This is a genomic window from Methylocaldum sp. GT1TLB, assembly GCF_051027445.1.
GTDB lineage: Bacteria > Pseudomonadota > Gammaproteobacteria > Methylococcales > Methylococcaceae > Methylocaldum.
In genome coordinates, this window is the sequence record NZ_CP194898.1 from 4,729,265 (window position 1) to 4,750,951 (window position 21,687).

The 21,687-nt window shown below is 55.2% G+C and carries 22 protein-coding genes, 1 pseudogene and 1 riboswitch; of the genes and pseudogenes, 11 read left to right on the plus strand and 12 right to left on the minus strand.

The genetic code is table 11. The annotated features are described in order from the left end of the window. Nucleotides 1–26: 26 nt before the first annotated feature. The 4 genes and pseudogenes from ACR2R1_RS20885 to ACR2R1_RS20900 form a co-directional block, all read right to left on the minus strand. Nucleotides 27–1,874 carry a zinc-dependent metalloprotease family protein gene (locus tag ACR2R1_RS20885; protein ID WP_434111774.1) on the minus strand — a complete coding sequence of 616 codons (1,848 nt, stop codon included), beginning with the start codon at nucleotides 1,872–1,874 and terminating at the stop codon, nucleotides 27–29. 86 nt (nucleotides 1,875–1,960) lie between these two features. Next, a riboswitch (cyclic di-GMP riboswitch) is annotated at nucleotides 1,961–2,048 on the minus strand. Nucleotides 2,049–3,240: 1,192 nt separating this feature from the next. Further along, on the minus strand, nucleotides 3,241–4,890 hold the full coding sequence (locus ACR2R1_RS20890; protein WP_434111776.1) for a M12 family metallo-peptidase: 1,650 nt from the start codon (nucleotides 4,888–4,890) through the stop codon (nucleotides 3,241–3,243). Nucleotides 4,891–5,086: 196 nt separating this feature from the next. After that, nucleotides 5,087–6,232 (minus strand): IS701 family transposase, encoded by a 1,146-nt coding sequence (locus ACR2R1_RS20895; RefSeq protein ID WP_434110624.1) that lies wholly within the window; start codon nucleotides 6,230–6,232, stop codon nucleotides 5,087–5,089. A gap of 68 nt (nucleotides 6,233–6,300) precedes the next feature. Further along, nucleotides 6,301–7,136, minus strand: a pseudogene (locus ACR2R1_RS20900) (IS5 family transposase); the annotation flags it as partial. 1,032 nt (nucleotides 7,137–8,168) lie between these two features. Between ACR2R1_RS20900 and ACR2R1_RS20905 the strand changes: the two are divergent. Further along, complete coding sequence (locus tag ACR2R1_RS20905; RefSeq protein WP_240502365.1) at nucleotides 8,169–8,264, plus strand: entericidin A/B family lipoprotein; 96 nt, start codon at nucleotides 8,169–8,171, stop codon at nucleotides 8,262–8,264. A 120-nt stretch (nucleotides 8,265–8,384) separates the two neighbouring features. Beyond that, a complete protein-coding gene (locus ACR2R1_RS20910) occupies nucleotides 8,385–9,965 on the plus strand; it encodes a peptide chain release factor 3 (RefSeq protein ID WP_077728120.1) in 1,581 nt (526 codons plus the stop codon). A gap of 14 nt (nucleotides 9,966–9,979) precedes the next feature. Here the strand turns inward: ACR2R1_RS20910 and soxZ are convergent, their stop codons facing one another. Continuing rightward, a complete protein-coding gene (soxZ, locus tag ACR2R1_RS20915; RefSeq protein ID WP_205780632.1) occupies nucleotides 9,980–10,291 on the minus strand; it encodes a thiosulfate oxidation carrier complex protein SoxZ in 312 nt (103 codons plus the stop codon). Between the two features lie 74 nt (nucleotides 10,292–10,365). On the opposite strand from soxZ, the gene ACR2R1_RS20920 reads away from it, so the two are divergent. Next, the gene (locus ACR2R1_RS20920) at nucleotides 10,366–10,812 is read left to right on the plus strand and encodes a thiosulfate oxidation carrier protein SoxY (RefSeq protein ID WP_434111779.1); all 447 of its coding nucleotides are present in this window, start codon (nucleotides 10,366–10,368) and stop codon (nucleotides 10,810–10,812) included. 12 nt (nucleotides 10,813–10,824) lie between these two features. Here the strand turns inward: ACR2R1_RS20920 and ACR2R1_RS20925 are convergent, their stop codons facing one another. The 3 genes from ACR2R1_RS20925 to nagZ are packed head-to-tail and all read right to left on the minus strand — an operon-like array spanning nucleotide 10,825 to nucleotide 13,171. After that, a complete protein-coding gene (locus ACR2R1_RS20925; protein ID WP_077727979.1) occupies nucleotides 10,825–11,562 on the minus strand; it encodes an S-methyl-5'-thioinosine phosphorylase in 738 nt (245 codons plus the stop codon). Between the two features lie 14 nt (nucleotides 11,563–11,576). Next, nucleotides 11,577–12,128 (minus strand): hypoxanthine-guanine phosphoribosyltransferase, encoded by a 552-nt coding sequence (locus ACR2R1_RS20930; protein WP_133716941.1) that lies wholly within the window; start codon nucleotides 12,126–12,128, stop codon nucleotides 11,577–11,579. Further along, nucleotides 12,125–13,171, minus strand: coding sequence for a beta-N-acetylhexosaminidase (nagZ, locus tag ACR2R1_RS20935; RefSeq protein WP_434111781.1), 1,047 nt, complete (start codon nucleotides 13,169–13,171; stop codon nucleotides 12,125–12,127). Before nagZ ends, ACR2R1_RS20930 begins: the two co-directional genes overlap by 4 nt. A 92-nt stretch (nucleotides 13,172–13,263) precedes the next feature. Here nagZ and ACR2R1_RS20940 point away from each other — a divergent pair, with 92 nt between their 5' ends. Continuing rightward, nucleotides 13,264–13,653 (plus strand): flagellar basal body-associated FliL family protein, encoded by a 390-nt coding sequence (locus tag ACR2R1_RS20940; protein ID WP_133716940.1) that lies wholly within the window; start codon nucleotides 13,264–13,266, stop codon nucleotides 13,651–13,653. A gap of 12 nt (nucleotides 13,654–13,665) precedes the next feature. After that, a complete protein-coding gene (locus ACR2R1_RS20945) occupies nucleotides 13,666–14,010 on the plus strand; it encodes a phenylpyruvate tautomerase MIF-related protein (protein ID WP_086133585.1) in 345 nt (114 codons plus the stop codon). Nucleotides 14,011–14,028: 18 nt separating this feature from the next. Here ACR2R1_RS20945 and ACR2R1_RS20950 read toward each other — a convergent pair whose 3' ends face one another. Continuing rightward, nucleotides 14,029–14,340: a DUF1244 domain-containing protein gene (locus tag ACR2R1_RS20950; RefSeq protein ID WP_077727984.1), complete on the minus strand. Its 312-nt coding sequence runs from the start codon at nucleotides 14,338–14,340 to the stop codon at nucleotides 14,029–14,031. 244 nt (nucleotides 14,341–14,584) lie between these two features. On the opposite strand from ACR2R1_RS20950, the gene ACR2R1_RS20955 reads away from it, so the two are divergent. Genes ACR2R1_RS20955 through ACR2R1_RS20975 form a run of 5 tightly spaced genes read left to right on the plus strand, consistent with a single transcriptional unit; the run spans nucleotide 14,585 to nucleotide 17,135 of the window. Next, nucleotides 14,585–14,965 (plus strand): hypothetical protein, encoded by a 381-nt coding sequence (locus tag ACR2R1_RS20955; protein WP_086133584.1) that lies wholly within the window; start codon nucleotides 14,585–14,587, stop codon nucleotides 14,963–14,965. Between the two features lie 31 nt (nucleotides 14,966–14,996). Continuing rightward, entirely contained in the window at nucleotides 14,997–15,539 is a 543-nt protein-coding gene (locus ACR2R1_RS20960; protein ID WP_077727986.1) for a septation protein A, read from the plus strand. 4 nt (nucleotides 15,540–15,543) lie between these two features. After that, entirely contained in the window at nucleotides 15,544–15,843 is a 300-nt protein-coding gene (locus ACR2R1_RS20965) for a YciI family protein (RefSeq protein ID WP_077727987.1), read from the plus strand. Then, on the plus strand, nucleotides 15,843–16,133 hold the full coding sequence (locus ACR2R1_RS20970; RefSeq protein ID WP_077727988.1) for a BolA family protein: 291 nt from the start codon (nucleotides 15,843–15,845) through the stop codon (nucleotides 16,131–16,133). The genes ACR2R1_RS20965 and ACR2R1_RS20970 overlap by 1 nt, the downstream gene beginning before the upstream one ends. Next, complete coding sequence (locus ACR2R1_RS20975) at nucleotides 16,134–17,135, plus strand: peptidylprolyl isomerase (protein ID WP_133716937.1); 1,002 nt, start codon at nucleotides 16,134–16,136, stop codon at nucleotides 17,133–17,135. Nucleotides 17,136–17,340: 205 nt separating this feature from the next. On the opposite strand, the gene ACR2R1_RS20980 is transcribed toward ACR2R1_RS20975, so the two are convergent. Together ACR2R1_RS20980 and ACR2R1_RS20985 are read right to left on the minus strand one after the other, a co-directional pair. Then, nucleotides 17,341–18,483 (minus strand): GGDEF domain-containing protein, encoded by a 1,143-nt coding sequence (locus ACR2R1_RS20980; protein ID WP_077727990.1) that lies wholly within the window; start codon nucleotides 18,481–18,483, stop codon nucleotides 17,341–17,343. A 92-nt stretch (nucleotides 18,484–18,575) separates the two neighbouring features. Further along, nucleotides 18,576–19,667: a PA0069 family radical SAM protein gene (locus ACR2R1_RS20985; protein WP_133716936.1), complete on the minus strand. Its 1,092-nt coding sequence runs from the start codon at nucleotides 19,665–19,667 to the stop codon at nucleotides 18,576–18,578. 58 nt (nucleotides 19,668–19,725) lie between these two features. Here ACR2R1_RS20985 and moeA point away from each other — a divergent pair, with 58 nt between their 5' ends. Continuing rightward, the gene (gene moeA, locus ACR2R1_RS20990) at nucleotides 19,726–20,994 is read left to right on the plus strand and encodes a molybdopterin molybdotransferase MoeA (protein WP_133716935.1); all 1,269 of its coding nucleotides are present in this window, start codon (nucleotides 19,726–19,728) and stop codon (nucleotides 20,992–20,994) included. 83 nt (nucleotides 20,995–21,077) lie between these two features. Here moeA and ACR2R1_RS20995 read toward each other — a convergent pair whose 3' ends face one another. Continuing rightward, nucleotides 21,078–21,401 (minus strand): PilZ domain-containing protein, encoded by a 324-nt coding sequence (locus ACR2R1_RS20995; RefSeq protein ID WP_077727993.1) that lies wholly within the window; start codon nucleotides 21,399–21,401, stop codon nucleotides 21,078–21,080. Nucleotides 21,402–21,687: the final 286 nt, after the last annotated feature.

Sequence of the window (21,687 nt, forward strand, 5' to 3'; positions counted from 1 at the left end):
CCCCTAGGCAATCCTGCAATTCCTTTTCATTTGTAAATCTGAATCGACGTTTGATTGGTGTTACCCGCCGCATCGGTGCCAGTCAGCGTGATCGTGTGCGTGCCCTTCGCGATGCTGCGGGTGTTCCAGTTATAAGAGATCGAGCCGCCGCTGGTTGAAGCTCGCACGGCGCCGTCGATGGCCAGCTTCAGCCCCTGCAATTTGACGTTATCGCTGCCAGTGCCGGTAATTTTTGTCGAGTTACCGACCTTCACGCCATTGGAGGGGCTGGTGATTTTAACCGTGGGCGGAGTTGTGTCGACGCTGTTAGCCGAGGTGGTCGCCGAGGCGGTATTGGAGAAGGCGGAGTTGCCGACGCTGTTGTAGGCGTAGACACGGTAAGAATAAGTGGTGCTGGCGCTGAGGCCAGTATTGGTGAAACTCGTGACGTTGCTGCCGAGCGAAGCGACTTCGCTCCAATTGACGCCATCCAGCGAGCGCTGCACCTTGAATCCGGTTTCGTCGCTAGACTTATCCGTCCACGTCAAGGCGATACTGCTGGATGATTGAGTAGTCGCCGCCAAACTTGTGGGGTCAGTCGGAACCGTGGGCGTCGTGGTGGTCGTGGTCGAGGACCGGAAACTGGCGACGGTGGCGCTGGTGCCATTCATGGAACGGGCGGTGTCCTGGTAGTTCGCCACCCCGGTCGGCTGGCCATTGTAATAAACGTTAGGATTAGAAAAGTGCGATATTCGTGGCGAACTGCAACTGTAGGACATGACATCGTGGAACACGCCGCAGATCCGGTAACCATAAGAGTAGGGGTACACGCCGGCGTAGGCGGAATTGTCCGGGTCGTGCATGTTGCCCTGATTGTGGCCCAATTCATGCGCCAGGGTATCGTTGCCGAGGCAGTTGTACTTGGAATCGTCATGCACGACGGCGAACGCATACGGAGCGAACCAGGAACCCAGGCTATTCATCACGTAGGCGATGCCGCAGTAGTTGCTTTCAGCAGTTATAAGCGCCACCTGATCGGCGCCGTACTGGTTGCGTAAGGAGTGTACCTCATCCATTTTGCCATCGCTGGTGCCGGTGACATCCGACAAGCTGGTCGACATGTTGCCCGTCTCGGTATAGCTGACTTCGGCCATGTTTACCAAGTTCAACTGCATGTCCACCTGGCTGTTCAGGTAGGCCTGATTGGCCTTGGTAACGGCGTTAATAATCTTGGCTTCTATGCCCGAGACGCCGCCAGCATTCACGCGGGCCTGAGGCGTGTAGACCACCAGCAGATCGATGACTTGGCCGGTGCTGGCGGCTGCGGTGGACGGGCTAGTCGAGGATGTCGTTGTACCGGCCAATTCACCGGCGGCATTAATATCCGGCGCGAGGGGTTCCGAATGCGGAGCGGTCTTGTTGGGATCGATCTGGCGGACGGCATGCGTTTTATTGCCGGCGTAGGCGATCTCGAACATTCTGCCGTCGTCCATCACGACGGTTCCGAACATCGCCTGCCCCCGAACGGCGAGGATCACCTCGCTGCTGCCTTCTTGCCCTTCGATATGACCGACCCAGGACAAACGGCCGTCGATGTCTTCGATACGATCGCGGATGGCGGTAACCGTGGTGTCGTTGAGCAGTTCGAGGGTGAGCGTATCGGCCTTCACCGCGTTGAAGTCGATGGCTACGCCCCGGCTGCGGCCCTTGATGGCTTTGATCTGCGCCTTGGCCTGCGTGGGCAGGGTCAGATTCGTGTCGCTGAATAAGCGCTGCGGCGGCGCCGCATGGACGACACCCACAATAGACGTTAAGGCTGCAAATACGCCAGCCAGTCCGAGGATATTTTTGCGGCGCGCAGCGGTGAACTTAGAATGCTGAGTCTTGTTGCTCACGTTGTGGTCCCCTAAGAGTCGAGTTGACGGCGATGGTCTCTGGGAACCCGCGGGGATGAGACAAACCAAAGCAACCTTTGGCTTGAGCTGGCAATCCCGCTGTCATAGGAGCCTGGCTCCCGTAGACCGGTAACTTTGCGCCACCACCTTTCGATGGTTTTGCCTTTTTCAGATCAAGCGGCATTAGGTCAGCGGCTCGATTTTTCTGTAGAAATAAGATTGGTCTAAATCTAGGGAATTTGTGTGATTGAGTCGGCAAAAAAGTGTTGTAGATTGTTTCATGTAGGCATTGATTGTTGTTTTTTATCAGTGGCCGTAATCGTTCGCCGGGTGGCTCCTCACCTTCGGATAAACGATGCATTGCTGCCCGTACCCCCCTTGGCACAGGTTAAGCGAATCGCAGCTTCTTTTGAGTTTGTAGCGTTGCTACGACACCGGAGTGGCTGACACGTCAAACGTTATCCGGTGCCATGGCGGTTTAGCACGCCGTATGCCAATCCGATGTTCGTTGGTGATCGGTCTGGCGAATCCTTGAATCTCTTGTATGCAGAGCAGGACTTGAGTCAGAAAATGACCGGTTCCATGGAGTGGCCGGGCAAAACATGTCTCCATTTGGCAACAGCCATGCGGCATGTGTCACTGGCCATTTCCAGGAAAAAACGAGAAAAACGCGTTATCCAGCGGCGATTTGTCCGATTATTCCGGCTGGCGACACTAGGAAGATCGTCTTGGAATGGCTAAGAGCGGAGCGGTTTGCAGTCCTGACTCGATTCACCCGAACTGTCATACGGGCACCCTTTGATGGATACGTATGATAGTTCGGGCTTAGAGCGTTTTTATCTCGCTCGTACGGCAAAACAGGCTTGGCCGAAGTCGTTGGCGCCTTCGGCTCGGGTGGATGGATTCAAGCATTCGTAGGTCGGCAATCCCTTCCCAATCGCAAACGGTCGCTTTGGTCGCGACCCTTCCGACGAAGACGCTCGACCGGGACATGGTGTCGGGAAGGGGGGCTTCGGCGCTCCAATCGCAAACGGTCATCCCAGGAGCGCTGGGATGACCCTTCCAATCGCAAACGGCCTGGCCGGGAGCGCCGGCCACGCCCTTCCCGAAGACGCCGTTTGCGATTGGGAGGGATTCCCGACCTACTCGCGAGTGCCCGTACAGTAGGTATGAAAATGCCCTAAGTACATTCCGCAAATATTTGCGGAATCTCGACAGATTGGCGGGGTTGTCCTGCAGGTTGCCTATGCCGCAAGACTTCCCTGAATGTACTTAGATAACGAATTTTTGCCTCAGTGGCAGATTCCAGCCGGTGCTACTCGATCAAGATCAGATAAAGCGTAACGCTACGATATTCGACATTCGATCAAATGCGGCGACCAAAGCGATATCGCCGACGCTCATTATCGGCGTCGTTGTCGGTCCTTCCCGTAACGCCATTGACAACCGACGCTGTTGCCGTTGTCACGACTTCACTGGGGCTGGACTCGGCTATGCCGTTATAGGCCGATACGCGATACGAGTACTCGCCGTTCGGGTTGAGTCCTGTGTCTGAGAAACTGGTGATGTCGGAGCCGAGTAACGCTACCTCTTCCCAGTTGACTCCATCGCGGGAGCGCTCCACTTTGAATCCCTCCTCGTTATCCGAGTTATCCATCCAGCGAAGATTGATTCCATCGTCGGATTGAGAGAAAGCTGCCAGCCTGCTTGGAGTCGCCGGAGCGGAAGCGGCCACTTTACTGGCACGCCACGCGGCAACCGTGGCTCGGGCTTTCTCCATCGACCAGGCGGTCGCCGCGGCCTTTGAGGGATTTATGTTCGGATCGATTCCTGTGGGTTTGCCGTTGTAGTAAACGCTAGGATTGGCGAAATTCGAAATGCGCGTTGCCCTGGTGCAGGCGTAAGACATAACCGTCCGGAAACCGCCGCTTTGGCACAGACGATGCCCATAAGAGTAGGAATAAATGCCGGCATAGCTGGAGTTGGCGCGGTCATGCGCGTTGCCCTGGTTATGGCCCAGTTCGTGCGCCAGAGTTTGCGCGGCGAGACAGTACGCTCTTGAGTCGTCATGCACGACAGCGAACGCATAAGGTGCAAAGGAGCTACTCAGCCGCGTCATTTGATAGGCGATACCGCAGTAATTGGCGTCGGCGGAAACCAGGGTCACTTGATCAGCACCGTATTGGTTGCGCCAGGAATGTACGACGTCCATCTTGCCGTCCGTTGTGCCGCGAAGATCATTAAGCGTGCGGGCCATATCGCCGCTTTCCGTGTAGTTGACCTCGGCCATGCGCACCAGGTTTAGCTTCATATGAACTTTGCTGTTGATATAGGCTTGATTGGCGGCCTCGACGGCTTTCACGATCTTGGCCTGAATGCCCGAGGTGCCGCCGGCATTGGCGCGTGCCTTCGGCGTATAGACGACCATCAGGTCCACGATCGTATCGGTGGTCGTGGCTGCGGCCATCGGCGGCTCGATGGCGGCCGTCTCGGCTTCCGAACTGACCGGCGCGTTGGCTAGATCTGGGTCCATTTCAACATCGGGAATCGGGTGTTTGTGAGGCAGAATCTTTCTCGGGTCCACCTGCCGGACGGTATGAGTATCATCATCGTTGGCAAGGATCTCGTAGATTTCACCATTCCCCCGCTTGATGGTTCCGGACATGGCTTTTCCGATCACAGCCAGAATGACTTCGCTGTCGGGTTCGCCCTGCAGATGACCAACCCAGGCGGAATGCCCCTGAACATTGTCGACGATACGGTCTTTCTCGGCGACCAGAAGCGTGTCATTGAAAATATTCAGATTTATGGCATCTGCTTTGAGTCTGTCGAAATTAGGCCGGACCGAACGATGTCTGCCTTTTTTGGCTTGAGGAGGCAGATAGGTGTCCGGTATGGCGTTCCAAACGTCCTGAAATAAGTCTTCAGGCAATTTTCGTTCGGCGACGGCCGTATGGCTTACCCCCGAGAAGGCCAGAGACAGGTATAACGGACTCAAGATCAAGTGCTTCTTCATTTTTTTAGCTCCTCTTAGTACTACAGTCGCAGTTATGGTGGACGACCACGACAGCGGCGTCGGTAATGGCACTGCCTGGCGCGCCACTGATGACGGCGCCGCCAGAGTGACCAGGCCAGCACATGCGCCGCCTCGGGACGCCGGGTCCAGAGCACGTGGACCAGCAAGCGGCGGACTTCCGGGGCAGTAAATGGGATCAAGCCGGCCTCAGTGCCCCTTTTTTCGCTTGGGTGCTCATAGCCACCAAGAACGCCTGGGCCAGCAGCGCCAAGGTGATATGCCGATGCCAGGCGTCCCACGTCCGTCCCTCATACTCGTCCAACCCACAGTCCTGCTTGGCCCTCTCGAAGCCCACTTCAATGGTCCACCGTCGCCCGGCGACCTGAATCAGGGTCTCCAGCGTCGTGCCCTCCCGCGGGGCAAACGCTACGTAATACGCCAGCTTGCTCGGATCCTCAAGACTCCGGCGCACCACCAGCCAATGGCCCCAGGCCCGCTCCTCAGCGGTCGGTTGCCACCGCCACAAAGGCTGCCACGCCCAGTCGTACTCCCGTGGCCCCTTGGCACCGTCTCCGGCCGAGTGCCGCTGCCACGCCGAAGCGGGTAGTTCGGCGGCGAGTTCCTGCGCCGGCCGATACACCGGACCATCACGCCACAACGGCACGTTACAGGCCACCCCCAGCACAAACGGCTGGCGCCGTTGCTCCAGCCAAAACCGCAGCCGCCGATCGCCCCCATACACCTCATCACCGGTCACCCAGCGGCACGGCACACCGGCGTCCAACGCGCGTTCGATCATCTCCAACGCTAACCCAGGCTTGGTGCGAAACGTCACCCCTTCAGGCACGTGCGCCTCGGCGCGGCGATGGGGGGCGGCGGCCCACTCCTTGGGCAGGTACAGTGCCCGATCGAGAAAAGCCGCCCCGTGCACACTGGCATAAGCGAGAAAAACGCCGACCTGGCTGTTCTCGATGCGGCCGGCCGTGCCACTGTATTGGCGCTTGACTCCGACCGAGTGCGTGCCTTTCTTCAAAAAACCCGTCTCGTCCACCACTAACACCGCCTCTGGATCGGCCAACCGCTCCACCACGTAAGCCCTCAGGTCATCCCGTACCCGATCGGCATCCCACTCAGCGCCATTCAACAGCCGCTGGACGCCATCCGGGGTCCGCTCCCCCAAGTGCTCCGCCAGCTGCCAGCCGTTCTTGCGCGCGACCGGACTTAACAGCCCACGCAGATACCCCAACGCGCGTTGCCGCGGTTCCGCCCGCCGAAAACGCGAGCCAATCCGCGCATGCAGTGCGGTCAGCTCCGCGTCCCACTGTCGTATCGAGTCTTGCATGGCAGTCTCCTCAGTCGATTACCATGCTTGTTAGACCTAAATAAATGCGGCTGTAGTATTAGAGCGTATCCCAATAGGCCGGTGGCTCGCCAGGTGATGATGCCCAGTGTCAGATGCAACAGAGCGAGATAGGTATCCGCCCGCTTTTCCCAGCGGATGAGAATGCGCCGAAAGCGGTTCATCCAACTGTGCGTGCGCTCTACGACCCAGCGCCGCGCTGCGAATCCCGCGTCCCGCTTGATCGCTTGGGCCTCCTCGCCGCGGGTTCGAAGGTGGGCCGTGAACCCGAACGCGTGGACAATATCCCGCACCTCGTCATAGTCATACCCTTTATCCAAACATAATCCTTGGGGCTGTTCCGGGGTCGGTTCGGGCCGCTGGGCTTGAACCGCCGCCAGCGTCGAACGGACCAGTTTCATGTCGTGGCGGTTGGCACCCTCGACCACTACGGCCAGTGGGATTCCATCCGCCTCGGTCAACAGGCTGCGCTTGACCCCCTGTTTGCCCCTGTCCGTCGGATTTGGCCCCGTTTTTTTGTGCCGGCCAGGGGCGCCTTGGTCGTGGCGCCATCCAGGGATAGCCAACTCCAGTCGATGCCCTTGAGCCGCTCGTATTCGAGCAACCCCTCCTGCCAGAAACGCTCGAAAATACCCGCCTCAACCCATTCCAGGAACCGGCGGTGGGCACTACTGCTGGAGCAGATCCCCGTCGCATTCAGGGCATTCCATTGACACCCGGTACGCAGGACGAACACAATCGCATTCATCGCCACACGGTCGTCGACCCGGCGACGATGACATCCCAGGGGATGCGGCTTGGGCACGTGCACCGGAAGCAGGGGTGACATCTTTTCCCATAAGGCGTCGGGAATCCGCCAGCCATCGTCTTCGGTAATGAGTCCCATGGGTCTTCTCCTCGGTTACCGGTTAAAGACGCTTATTATCGCCTATTGGGATAGGCTCTTAGTAATGGAAAGCAGATGCGAGCGGTTTCTCGAAATCTCCTCCTCTAATTCTCAGGAAGTCAGTCCCGGTGTCCCTTTTCAGGGCGTCACGAATCAGGCCGCGTCGGGAAGCCTGCTGCTACAGAGCGGTCTTTTGTGGAATGAAATCGACCGGAATCCTGAGGCAGGGAGTTATTCCGCTAGGTTTTGCCGTTTAAGGTTCGATTGACAATCCCGCCTGCGCGGGATGACTGCCGTCGAACCTTGGCTTCGCGTTGCTACCTTTCGCTGCTCTCAGGTCGAACCGCTTTTGGCGGAATGATCGGCGGGGGCATCGAGGTTTCGGTTGAAATCAGTGGCGAATAGAAGATTCGATTCTTTTTCTTCATGACTACACGGCTTACGGTAGTGGTTATGGTCACGTAGCCTGACGATCGCCAGAGCCCCCAATAGCGCACGGCATTGGCTTGTTATCCGTGGTGCCTCGATTGTGTTTATCGTCCCTAACGATTTTCTTGTGTAACCCTTGTTCGGCACGCTTCGGCTTCAGGCATTATTTGGGCCATATTCATAAGCATTTAATAAGTAAACAAATGCGAGACATTGGCCGATATTTTCGGGCTTCGTATGTCGCTCTTAAGAAACGGGCAAAATCGTTCAACCGCTTCCAAGAAGTCAGTAAAGAATGGTCTGTGGAGGTTCACCGAGGGAGGTCTATGAGGCTAGTCGCTATTGCGCGACACTGTTGTAAGAAAGCGAAAATATCGCTGTGCCAAACTAGAAATTTATAGAGTCGCGCTACTGCGTCGAACATGGCATGGAATCGCGCTTGATTACGGTGAAAAATCTGGGATTCGAAAGTACCGTATCGAGCTAAGTGACAAGGTATTGAAATGGGCCGCAACTAGCCCCTATAGTGATTGGATCAATTTTTTGCGGGGGATACTTGTGAGGAAATTCGCTTTTCGCGTCCTGATGTGGCTGATGATCGCAATGCTCGTCGGGTGCAATACCGTATCGGGCTTCGGCAAGGACGTCCAAAAGCTCGGCAGGAAAATGGAAGAGGCTGCCGACCGGCGTAACCGATAGCTCGTCCAAACTCCCAAAACTGGCCGGCCCGACAAGAACATAATCCCTTTCAAAGTCGTGTTCTGCTGCCGTTAGTCGTGGCGAGCGCGGTATAATTTGTATTTTTCGCTGCAATTTTCGATGTCTGAATTTCTTTCGGAATTAAGCCGCCGCCGCACTTTCGCCATCATCTCTCACCCGGACGCCGGTAAAACCACATTGACCGAAAAGCTCCTCCTGTTCGGAGGCGCGATCCAGTTGGCCGGCTCGGTCAAAGGACGCAAGGCGGCTCGTCACGCCACCTCGGATTGGATGGAGATGGAAAAGCAGAGAGGAATCTCGGTTACGACCTCGGTCATGCAGTTCGAGCACAAGGATAAGATTTTCAATCTGTTGGATACTCCCGGACACGAGGATTTTTCCGAGGATACTTATAGGACGCTCACGGCGGTGGACTCCGCCCTGATGGTGATCGATAGCGCCAAGGGTGTCGAGGAAAGGACCATTAAGCTCATGGAGGTCTGCCGGTTGCGGGATACTCCGATCCTCACCTTCATTAACAAGCTCGACCGCGAAGGGCGGGAGCCCATCGAATTGTTGGACGAGATCGAACGCATTTTAAAGATTCAATGCGCGCCCATGACTTGGCCCATCGGCATGGGCAAGCGCTTTAAAGGCGTGTATCAGTTGTATGACGACGCGATTCAGTTGTTCAGCCCGTCTCACGGTGATCGCATCGTCGAAGGGGAGGTCATCCAGGGATTGGATAACCCTCGGTTGGAAGAGATACTCGGAGATCAGGCAGACGAGTTGCGGATGGAGATCGAGCTGGTGCGCGGCGCCAGTCACGAGTTTGACATCCAGTCCTACTTGGCCGGAAAGCAAACTCCGGTATTTTTCGGCTCGGCGATCAATAATTTCGGCGTTCTGGAGCTATTGAACGCGTTTGCAGACTATGCGCCACCGCCTCAAGCGCGGCAAGCCCGCGAGCGCGTCGTGGGGCCCGAGGAAGAAAAGTTCACCGGCTTCGTCTTCAAGATTCAGGCGAATATGGACCCGGCGCACCGCGACCGCATCGCTTTTATGCGAATCTGCTCGGGCAAGTACGTGAAGGGCATGCGAATGCACCACGTCCGCATCGGCAAAACGGTCCAGATCGCCAATGCCATCACGTTCCAGGCCGATACCCGAACCAATGTCGAAGAGGCGTATCCGGGCGACATCATCGGCTTGCATAACCATGGCACGATCCAGGTGGGCGATACGTTCAGCCAGGGGGAGACGCTCAAATACGAAGGGGTGCCTTATTTCGCGCCGGAGTTGTTCCGCCGGGTGGTGCTGAAAGATCCGCTCCGCGCGAAGGCCCTGCAAAAGGGCTTGCAGCAATTGACCGAGGAGGGCGCGACCCAGCTCTTTCGGCCGCTTAAGAATAACGATCTTATTCTGGGCGCCGTGGGTGTCCTACAGTTCGATGTGACGGCCTTCCGGTTGAAATCGGAGTACAACGTCGAATGCGTTTACGACAACGTACCGGTCACCACGGCACGCTGGGTCGGGTGTGATGATCCGAAGAAGCTGGAGGAATTCAAGCGCAAGGTTTTCGACAATCTGGCCGAAGACGGCAGCGGTTATTTGGTTTATTTGGCCAGCAGCCGAGTCAATCTGCAGCTTACCCAGGAGCGCTGGCCGGATATTCGCTTCAGCGCAACCCGTGAACTGTAAGGTGCTGCGTAACCTTAACCGATGGTGCTTTCGGCGCTGTCGGTGTTTCCCAAATTGTCCGCCCAGGTGACACGAATCTTGTCGCCCGTTTTTCCGCCACGGAATCTCACTGAGATGTAGGGATCTCTGGATACGGCTGTGCTTAGCTCACAGCTTGCGACCAAGCGTTGATTGTGCTCTATTCTGACTTCTCGAATGAAGTGAGCCGGAATGGTTCTTTCCGTCAGCTCATCCCAGCGGCGTCCGGTTTCCATCGGATGGGTGATAAGCATGCGGACGGTGGTTAGGCCTTCTTCCTGCTTGGTGCGTATCTTGATGCTGGACATTTTAGTGACTCAGGTCGAACGGGGCCAAAGTTAAGGTAATCATTAGATCGCTTGGATTCAAGCAGGGATACGAAATGACGCAATCCAGACGCAACTTCGTTCGAATGCTAGTAGCGGCATTAGCATTACCTTGGGAAGTCGTTTTTGGGGTGGCGAAATCCAGAGCACCTCAACGGATGGAGAACGGTTTCAGCCGACTGCTTTCGGATATGTTGGCGGGAGCGTCGTGGGCTGAAACCAACCGAATTGCCTTCGAAGTGCCGGAACTGGCCGAGAACGGCGCGATCGTGCCGATTTCAGTCGATAGCCGGCTGCCGAACACCTCGCGCATGCTCATTTTCGTAGAGAAAAATCCCACGCCGCTGGCGGCTCAGATTCGCTTCGAGCCCGGAACCGACGGATTTGCTTCCTTGCGCGTAAAGATGAACGAAACAAGCGCCATATTGGTCATCGCCGAGTCCGAGGGGAAATTTTTCGGAACGCAAAAGACGGTAAGGGTCATGGTTGGCGGCTGCGGTTAATCTGCCGATGTCTTATGCCTGAACGAAATGCCTCAGGATGGATGTTAAATCGGCCATTCCCGCCACTAAGTTTGCTTCGATTTCCATCATTGTAATTTCGGCTGCCGTTTTTCCCGCCGCCCAATTGGCAATCACGGCGCAGCAGGCGTAATCGATGCCGAGTTCGCGTGCCAGGGCGGCCTCCGGCATACCGGTCATTCCGACGAGATCGCAGCCGTCGCGTTCCATGCGGTTGATTTCCGCCGCGGTTTCCAGCCGCGGCCCCTGGGTACAGCCGTATACGCCGTCATCGATGATACTGACGCCCGCCACTTGAGCTGCGGTCAATATCTTTTCCCGCAACCATGGACTGTAGGGGTGAGTGAAATCGACGTGGGTTACCAGTTCGAGATCAGTCTCGAAAAACGTGTGTGGCCGTCCGTACGTGTAATCGATGATTTGGTTTGGAACGGCGATTTTTCCCGGCACCATATCGGCGCGGATTCCTCCTACCGCGGCTATCGCCAGAATGCTGGCCGCACCGGCTTCTTTCAGCGCCCAGATGTTTGCGCGGTAATTGATCTTGTGTGGCGGAATGATGTGCGGGTTGCCATGGCGCGCCAGAAACACCAGTTCTTGCTGATGAAAATGGCCAAAAACCAGTTCTGAAGAAGGATCTCCATACGGCGTGGCGATTCGCTCACGCCGGACAATCGTGAGATCAGGGAGCCGTGTGAGACCGGTTCCCCCGATGATGGCCATTAAAGTCATGACAGCTCCCTTTATCAATAAACGTGCTTGCAGGCGAAGATGCCCGGCCAATTGCGAAGATAGCTTTTATAATCCATGCCGAATCCGAACAAATAGCGATCTTCGGCTTCCAATCCGATGAAATCGGCTCGGCAAGGTTTCTCCTTATTCAATTTCTTGTCTACGACAACAGCCGTGTACACGGCTTCGGCGCCTTCTTCGAGGCAGTATTTCCGAATCTCAGCCAGGGTGATGCCCTCATCCAGGATGTCGTCGATGATCAGTACTGTCCGATCACGGAGGGGAATGCTAGGCTTCAAGAGCCAGCGAATTTCGCTGCCGCGGGTTTCTCCCTGGTAGCGGCCGGCCTTAATGGAGTCGATTTCCAAGGGGAAGCGCAGACGCAGGGCAATCTCTGCGGTGGGAATGATGCCGCCGTTGAGAACCGAGAGCAACAAAGGGGTCTTATCGCCGATGAGTGTAGTGATCTCGGCCGCCATGCGGTCGAGGGCCGAGTTGACCTCGTTTTCCGAAAAAAGGCAGTCGGCTTCGGCTATTACTCGTTCGATTTCTTCCGATTTGTTCATGCGAGTCCCGGTTGTTCGTTGATAGATGCGATCAGTTCTGTGGCGCGCTGCCAGTCAGTGCTCGCCAATAAGGCATTACGATCCATGGAAAAACGTCCCCGCATGCGCTGGAGGCGGGGCTCGCGTTCTGTGCTGGAATGATTCGTCAAGGATTCGAGGACTTCGCCGGCGGCGTCGGGCATGTTGCAGACCAGTACCATGTCGCAGCCCGCTTCGAGCGCTAGCCTGGCGCGGTCAACATGATTTCCGGCAAATGCTGCGCCGGCCATGGATAAGTCGTCGCTGAACACGGTTCCGTCGAATCCGAGCCGGCGGCGAAGAACTTCTTGAATCCAAAAAGATGAAAAACCGGCCGGCCGCTCATCGATTTCCGCGTAAATCACGTGGGCCGGCATGATTCCCTCCAATCCGAATTCGATGAGGGCGCGGAATGGCAGTAAATCGCGGTTTTCGATTTCGTCCATGCTGCGGTGGTCGATCGGCAGTGCCAGATGGGAGTCTTCCGCCACGCCGCCATGACCGGGAAAGTGCTTGCCCACGGATGGCATTCCGGCTCGTCTCATACCTCTCGCAAAAGCCCGGGCGAGTTGTGCGGTTTCGAAAGGATCGCGGGAAAACGCGCGATTGCCGATGATGTCGCTGACGCCCGAGTCGACATCCAAAACGGGCGCGAAACTGAAATCGATATCGACGGCCCGAAGTTCCGCCGCCGTAAGCCAACCGGCCGTTTCGGCCGCTGCTTCGGAGTGGTCCGGTTGCCCATTTGCTATCTCGTGATAACGGGCGGCGGGCGGCAATCGTGTAAATCCTTCGCGGAAGCGTTGTACGCGACCACCCTCGTGATCCACTGCGATCAGAATTTCGGGGCGTAACGCGCGAATCTCCCCCACGAGATTCATGAGTTGCCTCGGCGACTCGTAGTTCCGACTGAACAAAATGAGCCCGCCTGCGGCGGGGTGGGTCAATTTGTCCTTTTCATCGGGGCTTACGGTTAGGCCCTGTAGATCGAGCATCACAGGCCCTAGCGGCTTAGATGATTTCATGGGCGTCCGCCGGAAATACTGAAGGTCCACGATTTTAAACTATAATCGAGCGAACGCGACGAGACGCTAACCGAAAGCCACTGGAGAACCTCGTGGGAAGATCAAAAATTCTGGCTTTGTTTCTTCTTTTATTTAGTCCGTTTGGTTATGGCATGAGCGGCGAAGGAGACGGTGGAGTCGAATATTTGCCTTTAGAATCGGTGCTGGTAAATCTTGAGGGCAAACGCCATTATCTTAGAGCCGACATTCAACTGTTGATCGATAGCAAGGAGCATGCGGAAAAGATCAAAATGCACATGCCGCCTATTCGTCATGCGTTGATTATGCTCTTTTCGAATCGCAATCCCGAGCAGCTTTCTGCTGTGGACGAGCGGGAGAAGCTTCGTCAAGCGGCGTTACAGGATGTCACCAAAACCCTGGAAAAATATGGCGCAGGCGAAGGACTAAAGGATCTCTTTTTTACCGATTTTCTTATCCAGTAGTGGAGTTCTTCTATGCCTTATCTGACGATACAGACTAATCGGGAAGTTTCTCCCGACCAGCGCGAGCCGCTGCTGACGGCGGCTTCGCGCCTGTTGGCCAAAGAGCTCGGAAAACCAGAGTCCTACGTCATGGTGAGTTTGAACAGCGATGTTCCTATGCTGTTCGGCGGCACCGGCGAGCCGGCAGCCTATGCGGAACTCAAGAGCATCGGATTGCCCGCCGGCCAGATCAAATCGCTATCCCGTTCAATTTGCAGTTTGCTGGAACAACGGCTCGATATTCCTCCAGCGCGGGTCTACATCGAATTTACCGATATCAAAGGCAGTCAATGGGGCTGGAACGGCGGGACGTTCTAAACCTTTGGGCCGTTGCCGCTAATGTCCGGCGGCTTCATTGCGGCGTTGGATTTCCTCCATGGCCTTGAGTTGCTCCGGTGTGGCCTCTTTTTGATACTTGGCCTTCCATTCGGCATACGGCATGCCGTAAATGATTTCTTGCGCCGCCGGATAATCGATGTCGATACCGCGCTCCTTCGCCTCGGCGCTATACCATTTGGCCAGGCAGTTACGGCAAAAGCCCGCCAAAATCATCAGATCGATGTTTTGCACGTCGGAACGATCGCGCAGATGTTGCAGCAGCCGTCGGAAAGCTGCTGCTTCCAGTTCGATTCGGGTTTGTTCGTTCATAGCTCTGAGTGCTTGGATGTGTTTGAAGATTGGACCGAGGAACCTCGGAATAGCTTCCGTCCGGAGTGCCCCTGGTAACTTGGGGAACGCTTCTCGCTTCCGGAATGGTGCTTGGCCATGCATACGCTTTCGATGTGTTAAGCTTCGGTTTGCCGGTTTGCAAAGTATTGTCGGATATAATGTTCTGTGAAATAGTATTTATTATAAGGGAATGAATAGGTAAAGCCGCAGGCGCCGTCCGACCATGGATATTCAAAAAGCCGCCTCTATTTCTGCTTACGCGCTCGCTGAAATCAAACGGCAGCGGGAACTTATAGCCGTCCAAGGAGTCACTTCGGCTGACCCAAGGATAATGGCTGGCGTAGAAAATGCCAGTATTAATATGGGAGACAATAGCGCAGGCGGCGTCGCGTCTTCAGATGAATTGAAAGCCGTCCTGGATCGCCTCAACCAGCCAACTCAACTCAGGAAGGAAGCTGAGGAACAACGAACTGCCCAATACCAAACGATACTGAGCGCGAGAACGAAGCACGCGCTAAATGCCTATCGCGCACAATTCGATTTGCCGCAATATGAGGCAAAAAGCGCTCTCAGCCAGATGTTGGGTGTGGACGTCTACGCCTGACTCCTAATCTCTTTTTACCTATGCCCGAACTATGAAATTGCTGTTCGATTTTTTCCCGATTTTTCTCTTTTTTATCGTTTTTAAGATTTCCGATATTTACGCTGCAACTCTCGCCGCTATCGTAGCGACTGCGGTACAAGTGGCGGTCACGTGGTTAAAGACGCGTAAAGTCGAGCCTATGCATTTGGTCTCGCTGGCAATCATCGTTATCTTCGGTGGTGCAACCTTATTCTTGAAAGATGAACTTTTCATCAAGTGGAAACCGACTGTACTCAATTGGCTGTTCGGCATGGCCTTTCTCGGTAGTCAACTATTCGGCAAGCGAACACTGATCGAGCGCATGCTAGGTAATCAAATTGAACTGCCGGATTTGGTTTGGCGCCGATTGAATCTGAGTTGGGCCGCGTTCTTCGTCGCGCTCGGGGGTGTCAATCTTTTTGTTATTTACAATTTCAGTACAGAGACTTGGGTCAACTTCAAGCTCTTCGGCCTTTTGGGGCTAACGTTCGTGTTTGTCATTGCCCAGTCCATCTATCTATCTCGTTTTTTGCCCGAACCCAATCCGGAGGAGTAGTTTTTTGCTCTACGCCATTATTTGTGAGGATGCTGAGGGAAGCCTGCCAAATCGTCTCGAAGCGCGTCCTGCGCATCTCGATCGGTTGAAAGCGCTGCAAGCCGAGGGGCGGTTGATTTTGGCAGGTCCCCATCCGGCTGTCGATTGCGAAGATCCGGGCGAAGCCGGGTTCACCGGCAGCTTGATCGTTGCCGAATTCTCCAGTCTGGCAGCTGCTCAAGCATGGGCAGATGAGGACCCTTATCGTCTGGCGGGCGTGTATGCTCGGGTGACGATCAAACCGTTCAAGAAGGTGCTTCCATAATGATAAGTCGAGTCGAAAAAATCAGGAGCCGACTGGAAGAGGTGCTCTCGCCGGTACATTTGGAAGTTACCGACGATAGTATGGCGCACGCCGGCCATGCTGGTGCCATGGAAACCGGCGGTGGGCATTTTTACGCCACTATCGTGTCTGAGATGTTTGAAGGAAAGAGTTCGGTTCAGCGGCACCAGTTGGTCTATCGCGCGCTGGGCGACTTGATGCAGAAAGAGATACACGCTTTCAGTATGAAGGCTTTTACTCCACTTGAATTTCAACAAAAAGGAAATGCGTAAATGAAGACATATTCACTTGTCGCCGCTATCGCCAGCGTATTGGTTATCGCGGGATGCAATAACGTTGGCACTGATGGCCAAAAGGGTGCGACAAGCACGGCTGAGGCCCCAACGGCTGAAAACTCAGTCGCCGTAGTCAACGGCAGACCGATCAGTAGAGCCGCAGTCGATATCTTATCGGCGGAACTGGCTCAGCGCCGCGGGGACAACGGGATATCGGAAGAAAAAATCATCGATGAACTGATTAAACGAGAACTATTGCGCCAAGAGGCCGAGGCCCAGCAGCTGACCAATGATCCGAAGTACGCCGCGCGCGTGGAAAATGCCGATCGAATGGTTTTGTCGCAAATTGCCGCGGAACATTTCATCAACAGCGCTGCGATTTCCGACGAAGATTTGAAGAAAGAATATGACCAGCGCGTTGGTTCGATGAAGTTGACGGAGTACAAAGCCAGGCACATTCTGGTGGATACCGAGCAGGCGGCGAAGGATGTCATTAAGCGACTACAAAAAGGGGAAAAGTTCGCGGATATCGCGAAGAAAGTTTCCAAGGATCCTGGCTCCAAGGGAAGTGGTGGCGACTTGGGCTGGTTTAACCCGCAGCAGATGGTGCCGCCTTTCGCAAACGCGGTAGTTGCTTTAAAGAATGGCGAATTGACCCAAACGCCCGTTCAAACTCAGTTCGGTTGGCACGTGATCCTGCGTGAAGATTCGCGCGACCAGCCGCCACCGCCCTTTGATGCCGTCAAAGACCAGCTGCGATCCATGATGCAGACACAACGGCTGCAACAACACATTGGAGAGCTGAAAAACAAGGCGAAGATAGAGCAGTTCGAGCAGCCGAAACCGGCTGAGAAACCTGCGATCGATTCGCCGCAGCAGCCCGGTGCTGGCACGGCGCCGGAAAAACCGTCGGAAAGTCCTGCTGCGGATCCTTCGCAACAGCAGCCGGAAGGTGGTCCTCAGGAAGACCCCGCTGAATCGCAAGAGCCGGCCGAATAAACTCGCGCTATCCGTTAGAGCCGGAGGTGTTTTCTGGCTCTAACCCACATTTCTTCCCTTCGTCGCAGCGGTGCGTGGCGCAGCGCAAAAACGGTACGCTACCGCGCGCGGAAGGTGGCGATTAAGCGTCGGTTCGCGATTGAAAGATCGGCTCCGACGTTCCCGAAGATACCGTTTGCGATTGGAGAAGTATGGGAAATGCTGGCTAGAAGCCGGCAACGCACTGTTGCGATGTTTCTTGAAAGCTCGGTTCGACAAAGCCGTTGCTGACTACGCAATTTCGACCATTGTTTTTGGCTCGATACAAAGCTATATCAGCTGCTTCGATAAGGCGGGCCTCGGTGGCATCGATCCCGCTGACCCTGGTTGGGTCCAAAGTGGCTACGCCGATAGACAAACTTATCTTCAGCGCCTCGCCATCCTTATCGTAGAACTCGCGATCGGCAATGCGTTGGCGGATTCGTTCTGCTACATCGGTGGCAGCCCGGTTGCCCGTTCCTGTCGAAAGAAGCGCAACGAACTCCTCGCCGCCATAGCGCGCTAACACGTCGTTGTTGCGCAGCATGGAGCGGATGGTCTGTGCCACGTCGACCAGCACCCGATCACCGCTTTGATGCCCATAAGTATCATTGATCGTCTTGAAGTGATCGATATCCAGAAATAAACATGACAGACATTCGCCGCTGCGTAGTGCCCGGTCGATTTCTTCACTGACGCGTTGTTCGAAATATCGCCGGTTGTTGACGCCGGTGAGCGTGTCGATAAGGCTGGTTCGTCGCAGCAGTTCGAAGTTCAAGGTATTTTCCAGGCATACGCTGAGCACGCAGGCCAGCCGATCCAGAAAATCCGTTGCCATCTGCTCGGAAAAGCGCATGGTGTCGGTACTGGCGAGATTTAAACTCCCCATGAGTTTGCCTCGACGATAGAGAGGCAAGAGTGCAACGCTGGACGAAGTATCCGGAAGGCGTGGGAAGAATGCGGCACATTTTTCGGGTTTGTAGCACCCTAGGTAAGGTCTTAAGGTCTTGCGGAACGTACGGTCCAGGATTTCGCCGCTGGGCAGCAATATAAGATTTGGCTGCTTGTCGACGTTTAGACCATCCTCTCTGAGGAAGCGCTCGAGTTCGCCTTTTTCGTCGACCAATACGAAGCTAACGGCGTCAAGCTCGAATAGAACGCGAGTGTCTTCCAACACCTGATCGACCAGTTCACGCAGAGAGTTCAGCGTGAGCAAGGTCATTTCCAGCGTTTGGAAGCGATGCAATTTAATCTGGTTCTGCCGAATGCGATCGACGAGGTTACCCAGGTGGCTTTGTAGGACGCATAATTCGGTGTAAAGCTCGTCCAAACTTAGGATCCTTAGTCGGTGCGATGACGCTTACTTTTCAGCATAAAAGCCTAGCATAAGTTTTGGATCGCCATTTTTGATTCGAGCAGGTATCAAAATAAGCTGGTTTGCACAGGCGCATCACTAGGACGCTTGAAGAGATCCGGGTTTAAACGGATTTCGGTGGCGTTAAGCCCGTGTTTCTTGAGGGCCACGAGGAATCGATTCCGGATGAGTTCGGCGTAAATCCCTGACCCGGAGTGGCGAAGGCCAAAACTAGATTCATACGGTTTACCGCCATGGATATCGCGCAGTCGCGCCAGAACGTGCTTGGCTTTTAGCGGGACATGGGTTTCCAGCCATTCGCGGAATAATTCTTTCAGTTCGAGAGGAAGGCGCAGCACGATGTAATCGGCGCGGATGGCGCCATGTGCGGCTGCCTGAGCAAGGATGGCTTCGAGCTCCGCGTCCGTCAGAACCGGAACCACCGGGGCCACCAGTGCGGTCACTGGCACACCAGCGTCCGCTAGAATGCGAACTGTTTGGAGTCGGCGTTGCGGGCTCGTAGCCCGCGGCTCCATAATTCGGGCCAACCCCTTGTCAAGCGTGGTAATCGAAATCTGAACTTGGGCCAGATGCTCGCGCGCCATTGCCGAGAGAATGTCGAGATCGCGTTCGATGAGTGCCGATTTGGTCGTGATATTAACCGGATGGCGGCATTCGTAGAGTACCTCGAGAACTTCCCGAGTAATGCGCCATTCCCGCTCGATAGGTTGGTAAGGATCGGTGTTGGCGCCTAAAGCGATTGGAGATGGACGATGGGATTTTTTCGCTAGCTCCTTGCGCAGCAGACTCGCCGCATCGGATTTGACGAACAGCCGGGTTTCGAAATCCAGTCCCGGCGACAGTCCCAAGTAAGCATGGCTAGGCCGCGCATAGCAGTAAATGCAACCATGCTCGCAGCCCCGGTAGGCATTGATCGACTGATCGAAAGGGATGTCGGGCGACCGGTTATGGGTGATAATGCTCCGAGCGCTATCGTGTGTTACGGTGGTTGCTGCCGGGGGCACATCCTCTGCCCACCAGTCGTCGTCGATTTTTTCTCGGACGGTCTCGGAATAGCGGGATTCCCGATTGCTTACGGCCCCTCGGCCTTTTGTCGGCGAATTCGGAACCCGGATTTTTTGGCATTCATTGTCGCTCATACTCGCCTCCAATAGTACCATTCTCACTGGCACCGAATATTTCCAGATTGGTCTCGCCATGACTACGACTAACCGACCCAGTTGTAGCGACAATGATGAGCACGACGCACTTCATGTCGATGATGCCTTAGAGCGCATACTGAATGCCGTTTCCTCGGTCAGGGGTTACGAACAAGTCAGCATCCTCGAGGGCGTAACGAGAGTTTTGCATGACCCTGTGGTCTCGCCTTTAGATGTTCCATCTCATACCAATGCGGCTGTCGACGGCTACGCCATACGAGGAACGGATTTGCCGGGCGCTGGAAGCATCGTGAAAATGGAGGTGGTAGGCGTGGCTCTGGCGGGAACGCCGTTTGTTGGCGCCGTGCTTCCAGGACAAACGGTGCGCATCATGACCGGTGCGCCCATGCCGGCCGGTGCGGATACCGTGCTGATGCAGGAGCATGTCGATGTCGACGGGGATCGGGTCTGCATAACCGGTGGGCGGCATCGCATGGCGGATAATGTCCGCATGGCGGGTGAGGACGTCAAGCGGGGCGAAACGGTTCTGAACGGAGGACGCTATCTGACCCCACCGGATATCGGGCTGATCGCCTCGTTAGGCATAAGTGAAATCAAGGTCAAGCGGCGACCTCGGGTAGCGCTCTTATCGACCGGAAACGAAGTGCATCAGCTAGGAAGATCCTTAGAGGCCGGCGGCATATACGACAGCAATCGCTATACGCTCCACTCGGCACTAAGACGGTTAAGTGTCAAGGTGATGGACCAGGGCATCGTGCCCGATGATCCCGAGCTACTAAGCGAAGCTTTGATAAGGGCTGCATCCGCTGCGGATGTGATCATTTCCTCGGGTGGCGTATCGGTAGGTGAAGCCGATTTCGTCAAGGAGGTTCTGTCTTCGATAGGCAATATCGGTTTTTGGAAGGTTGCCATGAAGCCGGGACGCCCCGTGGCTTTTGGTAGTATCGGCGCGTCGACATTCATCGGGTTGCCGGGTAACCCGGTCGCCGTGATGGTAAACTTTTACCAATTTGTCCTTCCATTACTGGAAAAGAAAATGGGAATTCTGGAGCGGCCGGTTATTCCCACACTGAAAGCCAAGTGTCTCGAGCGGCTTGCTAAAAAGCCGGGCCGCACGGAGTACCAGCGGGGCATTCTCGAAAGAACCGAAACCGGTGACTGGGAAGTGCGTACGAGCGGCAAACAGGGTTCCGGCATTCTTCGCTCCATGAGCCTGGCAAACGCCATGATTATTCTGGCGCATGATCGCGCTTCTGTGGAGCCCGGTGAAATGGTCGATGTTTTACCGTTTGCCTGCTTGATGTAGGTTGCGAGAGTTTCTCAATGTTTCGGGCCGTTGGGTCCAAGCGGGCAGGCGTGTTTGGCTCGGGAGTGACTATAAACCTACGGCTAGGCTTTACGCGAATCCACCGCCTTGCTCGAATGCCAAAAGCCGAGGCCGATTCCGTGCTGTGACTCCCGCACGATAACCACCGAATAGCGAGCCAACCTCACCAAGTTTCCATGTTCGAGCGTAAAGACCAACCGAGCCGGTTCACCGATGAGCCGTTTCAGCGGTTTGGTAGTCTCAATGAAGACGCCTGAACGGCTTATGTTCTTCGCGACGCCACGCAATGGGGCGCTCGATGGCATGATTAGATAGGCGGAAATTCGCGAATCCAACCGCGGGGCACGCCGACGTTCCTTTTCCGAATTTGTTTTGCTTCCTAACATATGGGGCGACCGGTTGTCTTAAAAGTAGAGTCGCTCACAAACGCTGCACTATCGCGGCAATTGATGAGCGGGCAATATTTTTGTGCCTCGGATCTGGCTACCGGACGATAATACCAGGTGATCAAAGCTCATAAAATCGCTAGCCGAGCAGTTTTTCAGATTAGCTTTTCTGGCGTAATCGGCTCGTAGTCTGTAACATTTTCCGATTAGACTTTTTTTTCTAACAATACAACGTTGACCTCGTTCAGAAGGCAAAGTCAGAGTTGCACAGTTCTGTAATCACTGG

Coding starts and splice junctions, on each gene's coding strand:
- ACR2R1_RS20890 (WP_434111776.1), bottom strand. CDS start 4,890: ATGAAGAAGCACTTGATCTTGAGTCCGTTATACCTGTCTCTGGCCTTC.
- ACR2R1_RS20895 (WP_434110624.1), bottom strand. CDS start 6,232: ATGCAAGACTCGATACGACAGTGGGACGCGGAGCTGACCGCACTGCAT.
- ACR2R1_RS20905 (WP_240502365.1), top strand. CDS start 8,169: ATGCTCGTCGGGTGCAATACCGTATCGGGCTTCGGCAAGGACGTCCAA.
- ACR2R1_RS20910 (WP_077728120.1), top strand. CDS start 8,385: ATGTCTGAATTTCTTTCGGAATTAAGCCGCCGCCGCACTTTCGCCATC.
- soxZ (WP_205780632.1), bottom strand. CDS start 10,291: ATGTCCAGCATCAAGATACGCACCAAGCAGGAAGAAGGCCTAACCACC.
- ACR2R1_RS20920 (WP_434111779.1), top strand. CDS start 10,366: ATGACGCAATCCAGACGCAACTTCGTTCGAATGCTAGTAGCGGCATTA.
- ACR2R1_RS20925 (WP_077727979.1), bottom strand. CDS start 11,562: ATGACTTTAATGGCCATCATCGGGGGAACCGGTCTCACACGGCTCCCT.
- ACR2R1_RS20930 (WP_133716941.1), bottom strand. CDS start 12,128: ATGAACAAATCGGAAGAAATCGAACGAGTAATAGCCGAAGCCGACTGC.
- nagZ (WP_434111781.1), bottom strand. CDS start 13,171: ATGAAATCATCTAAGCCGCTAGGGCCTGTGATGCTCGATCTACAGGGC.
- ACR2R1_RS20945 (WP_086133585.1), top strand. CDS start 13,666: ATGCCTTATCTGACGATACAGACTAATCGGGAAGTTTCTCCCGACCAG.
- ACR2R1_RS20950 (WP_077727984.1), bottom strand. CDS start 14,340: ATGAACGAACAAACCCGAATCGAACTGGAAGCAGCAGCTTTCCGACGG.
- ACR2R1_RS20955 (WP_086133584.1), top strand. CDS start 14,585: ATGGATATTCAAAAAGCCGCCTCTATTTCTGCTTACGCGCTCGCTGAA.
- ACR2R1_RS20960 (WP_077727986.1), top strand. CDS start 14,997: ATGAAATTGCTGTTCGATTTTTTCCCGATTTTTCTCTTTTTTATCGTT.
- ACR2R1_RS20970 (WP_077727988.1), top strand. CDS start 15,843: ATGATAAGTCGAGTCGAAAAAATCAGGAGCCGACTGGAAGAGGTGCTC.
- ACR2R1_RS20975 (WP_133716937.1), top strand. CDS start 16,134: ATGAAGACATATTCACTTGTCGCCGCTATCGCCAGCGTATTGGTTATC.
- ACR2R1_RS20985 (WP_133716936.1), bottom strand. CDS start 19,667: ATGAGCGACAATGAATGCCAAAAAATCCGGGTTCCGAATTCGCCGACA.
- moeA (WP_133716935.1), top strand. CDS start 19,726: ATGACTACGACTAACCGACCCAGTTGTAGCGACAATGATGAGCACGAC.
- ACR2R1_RS20995 (WP_077727993.1), bottom strand. CDS start 21,401: ATGTTAGGAAGCAAAACAAATTCGGAAAAGGAACGTCGGCGTGCCCCG.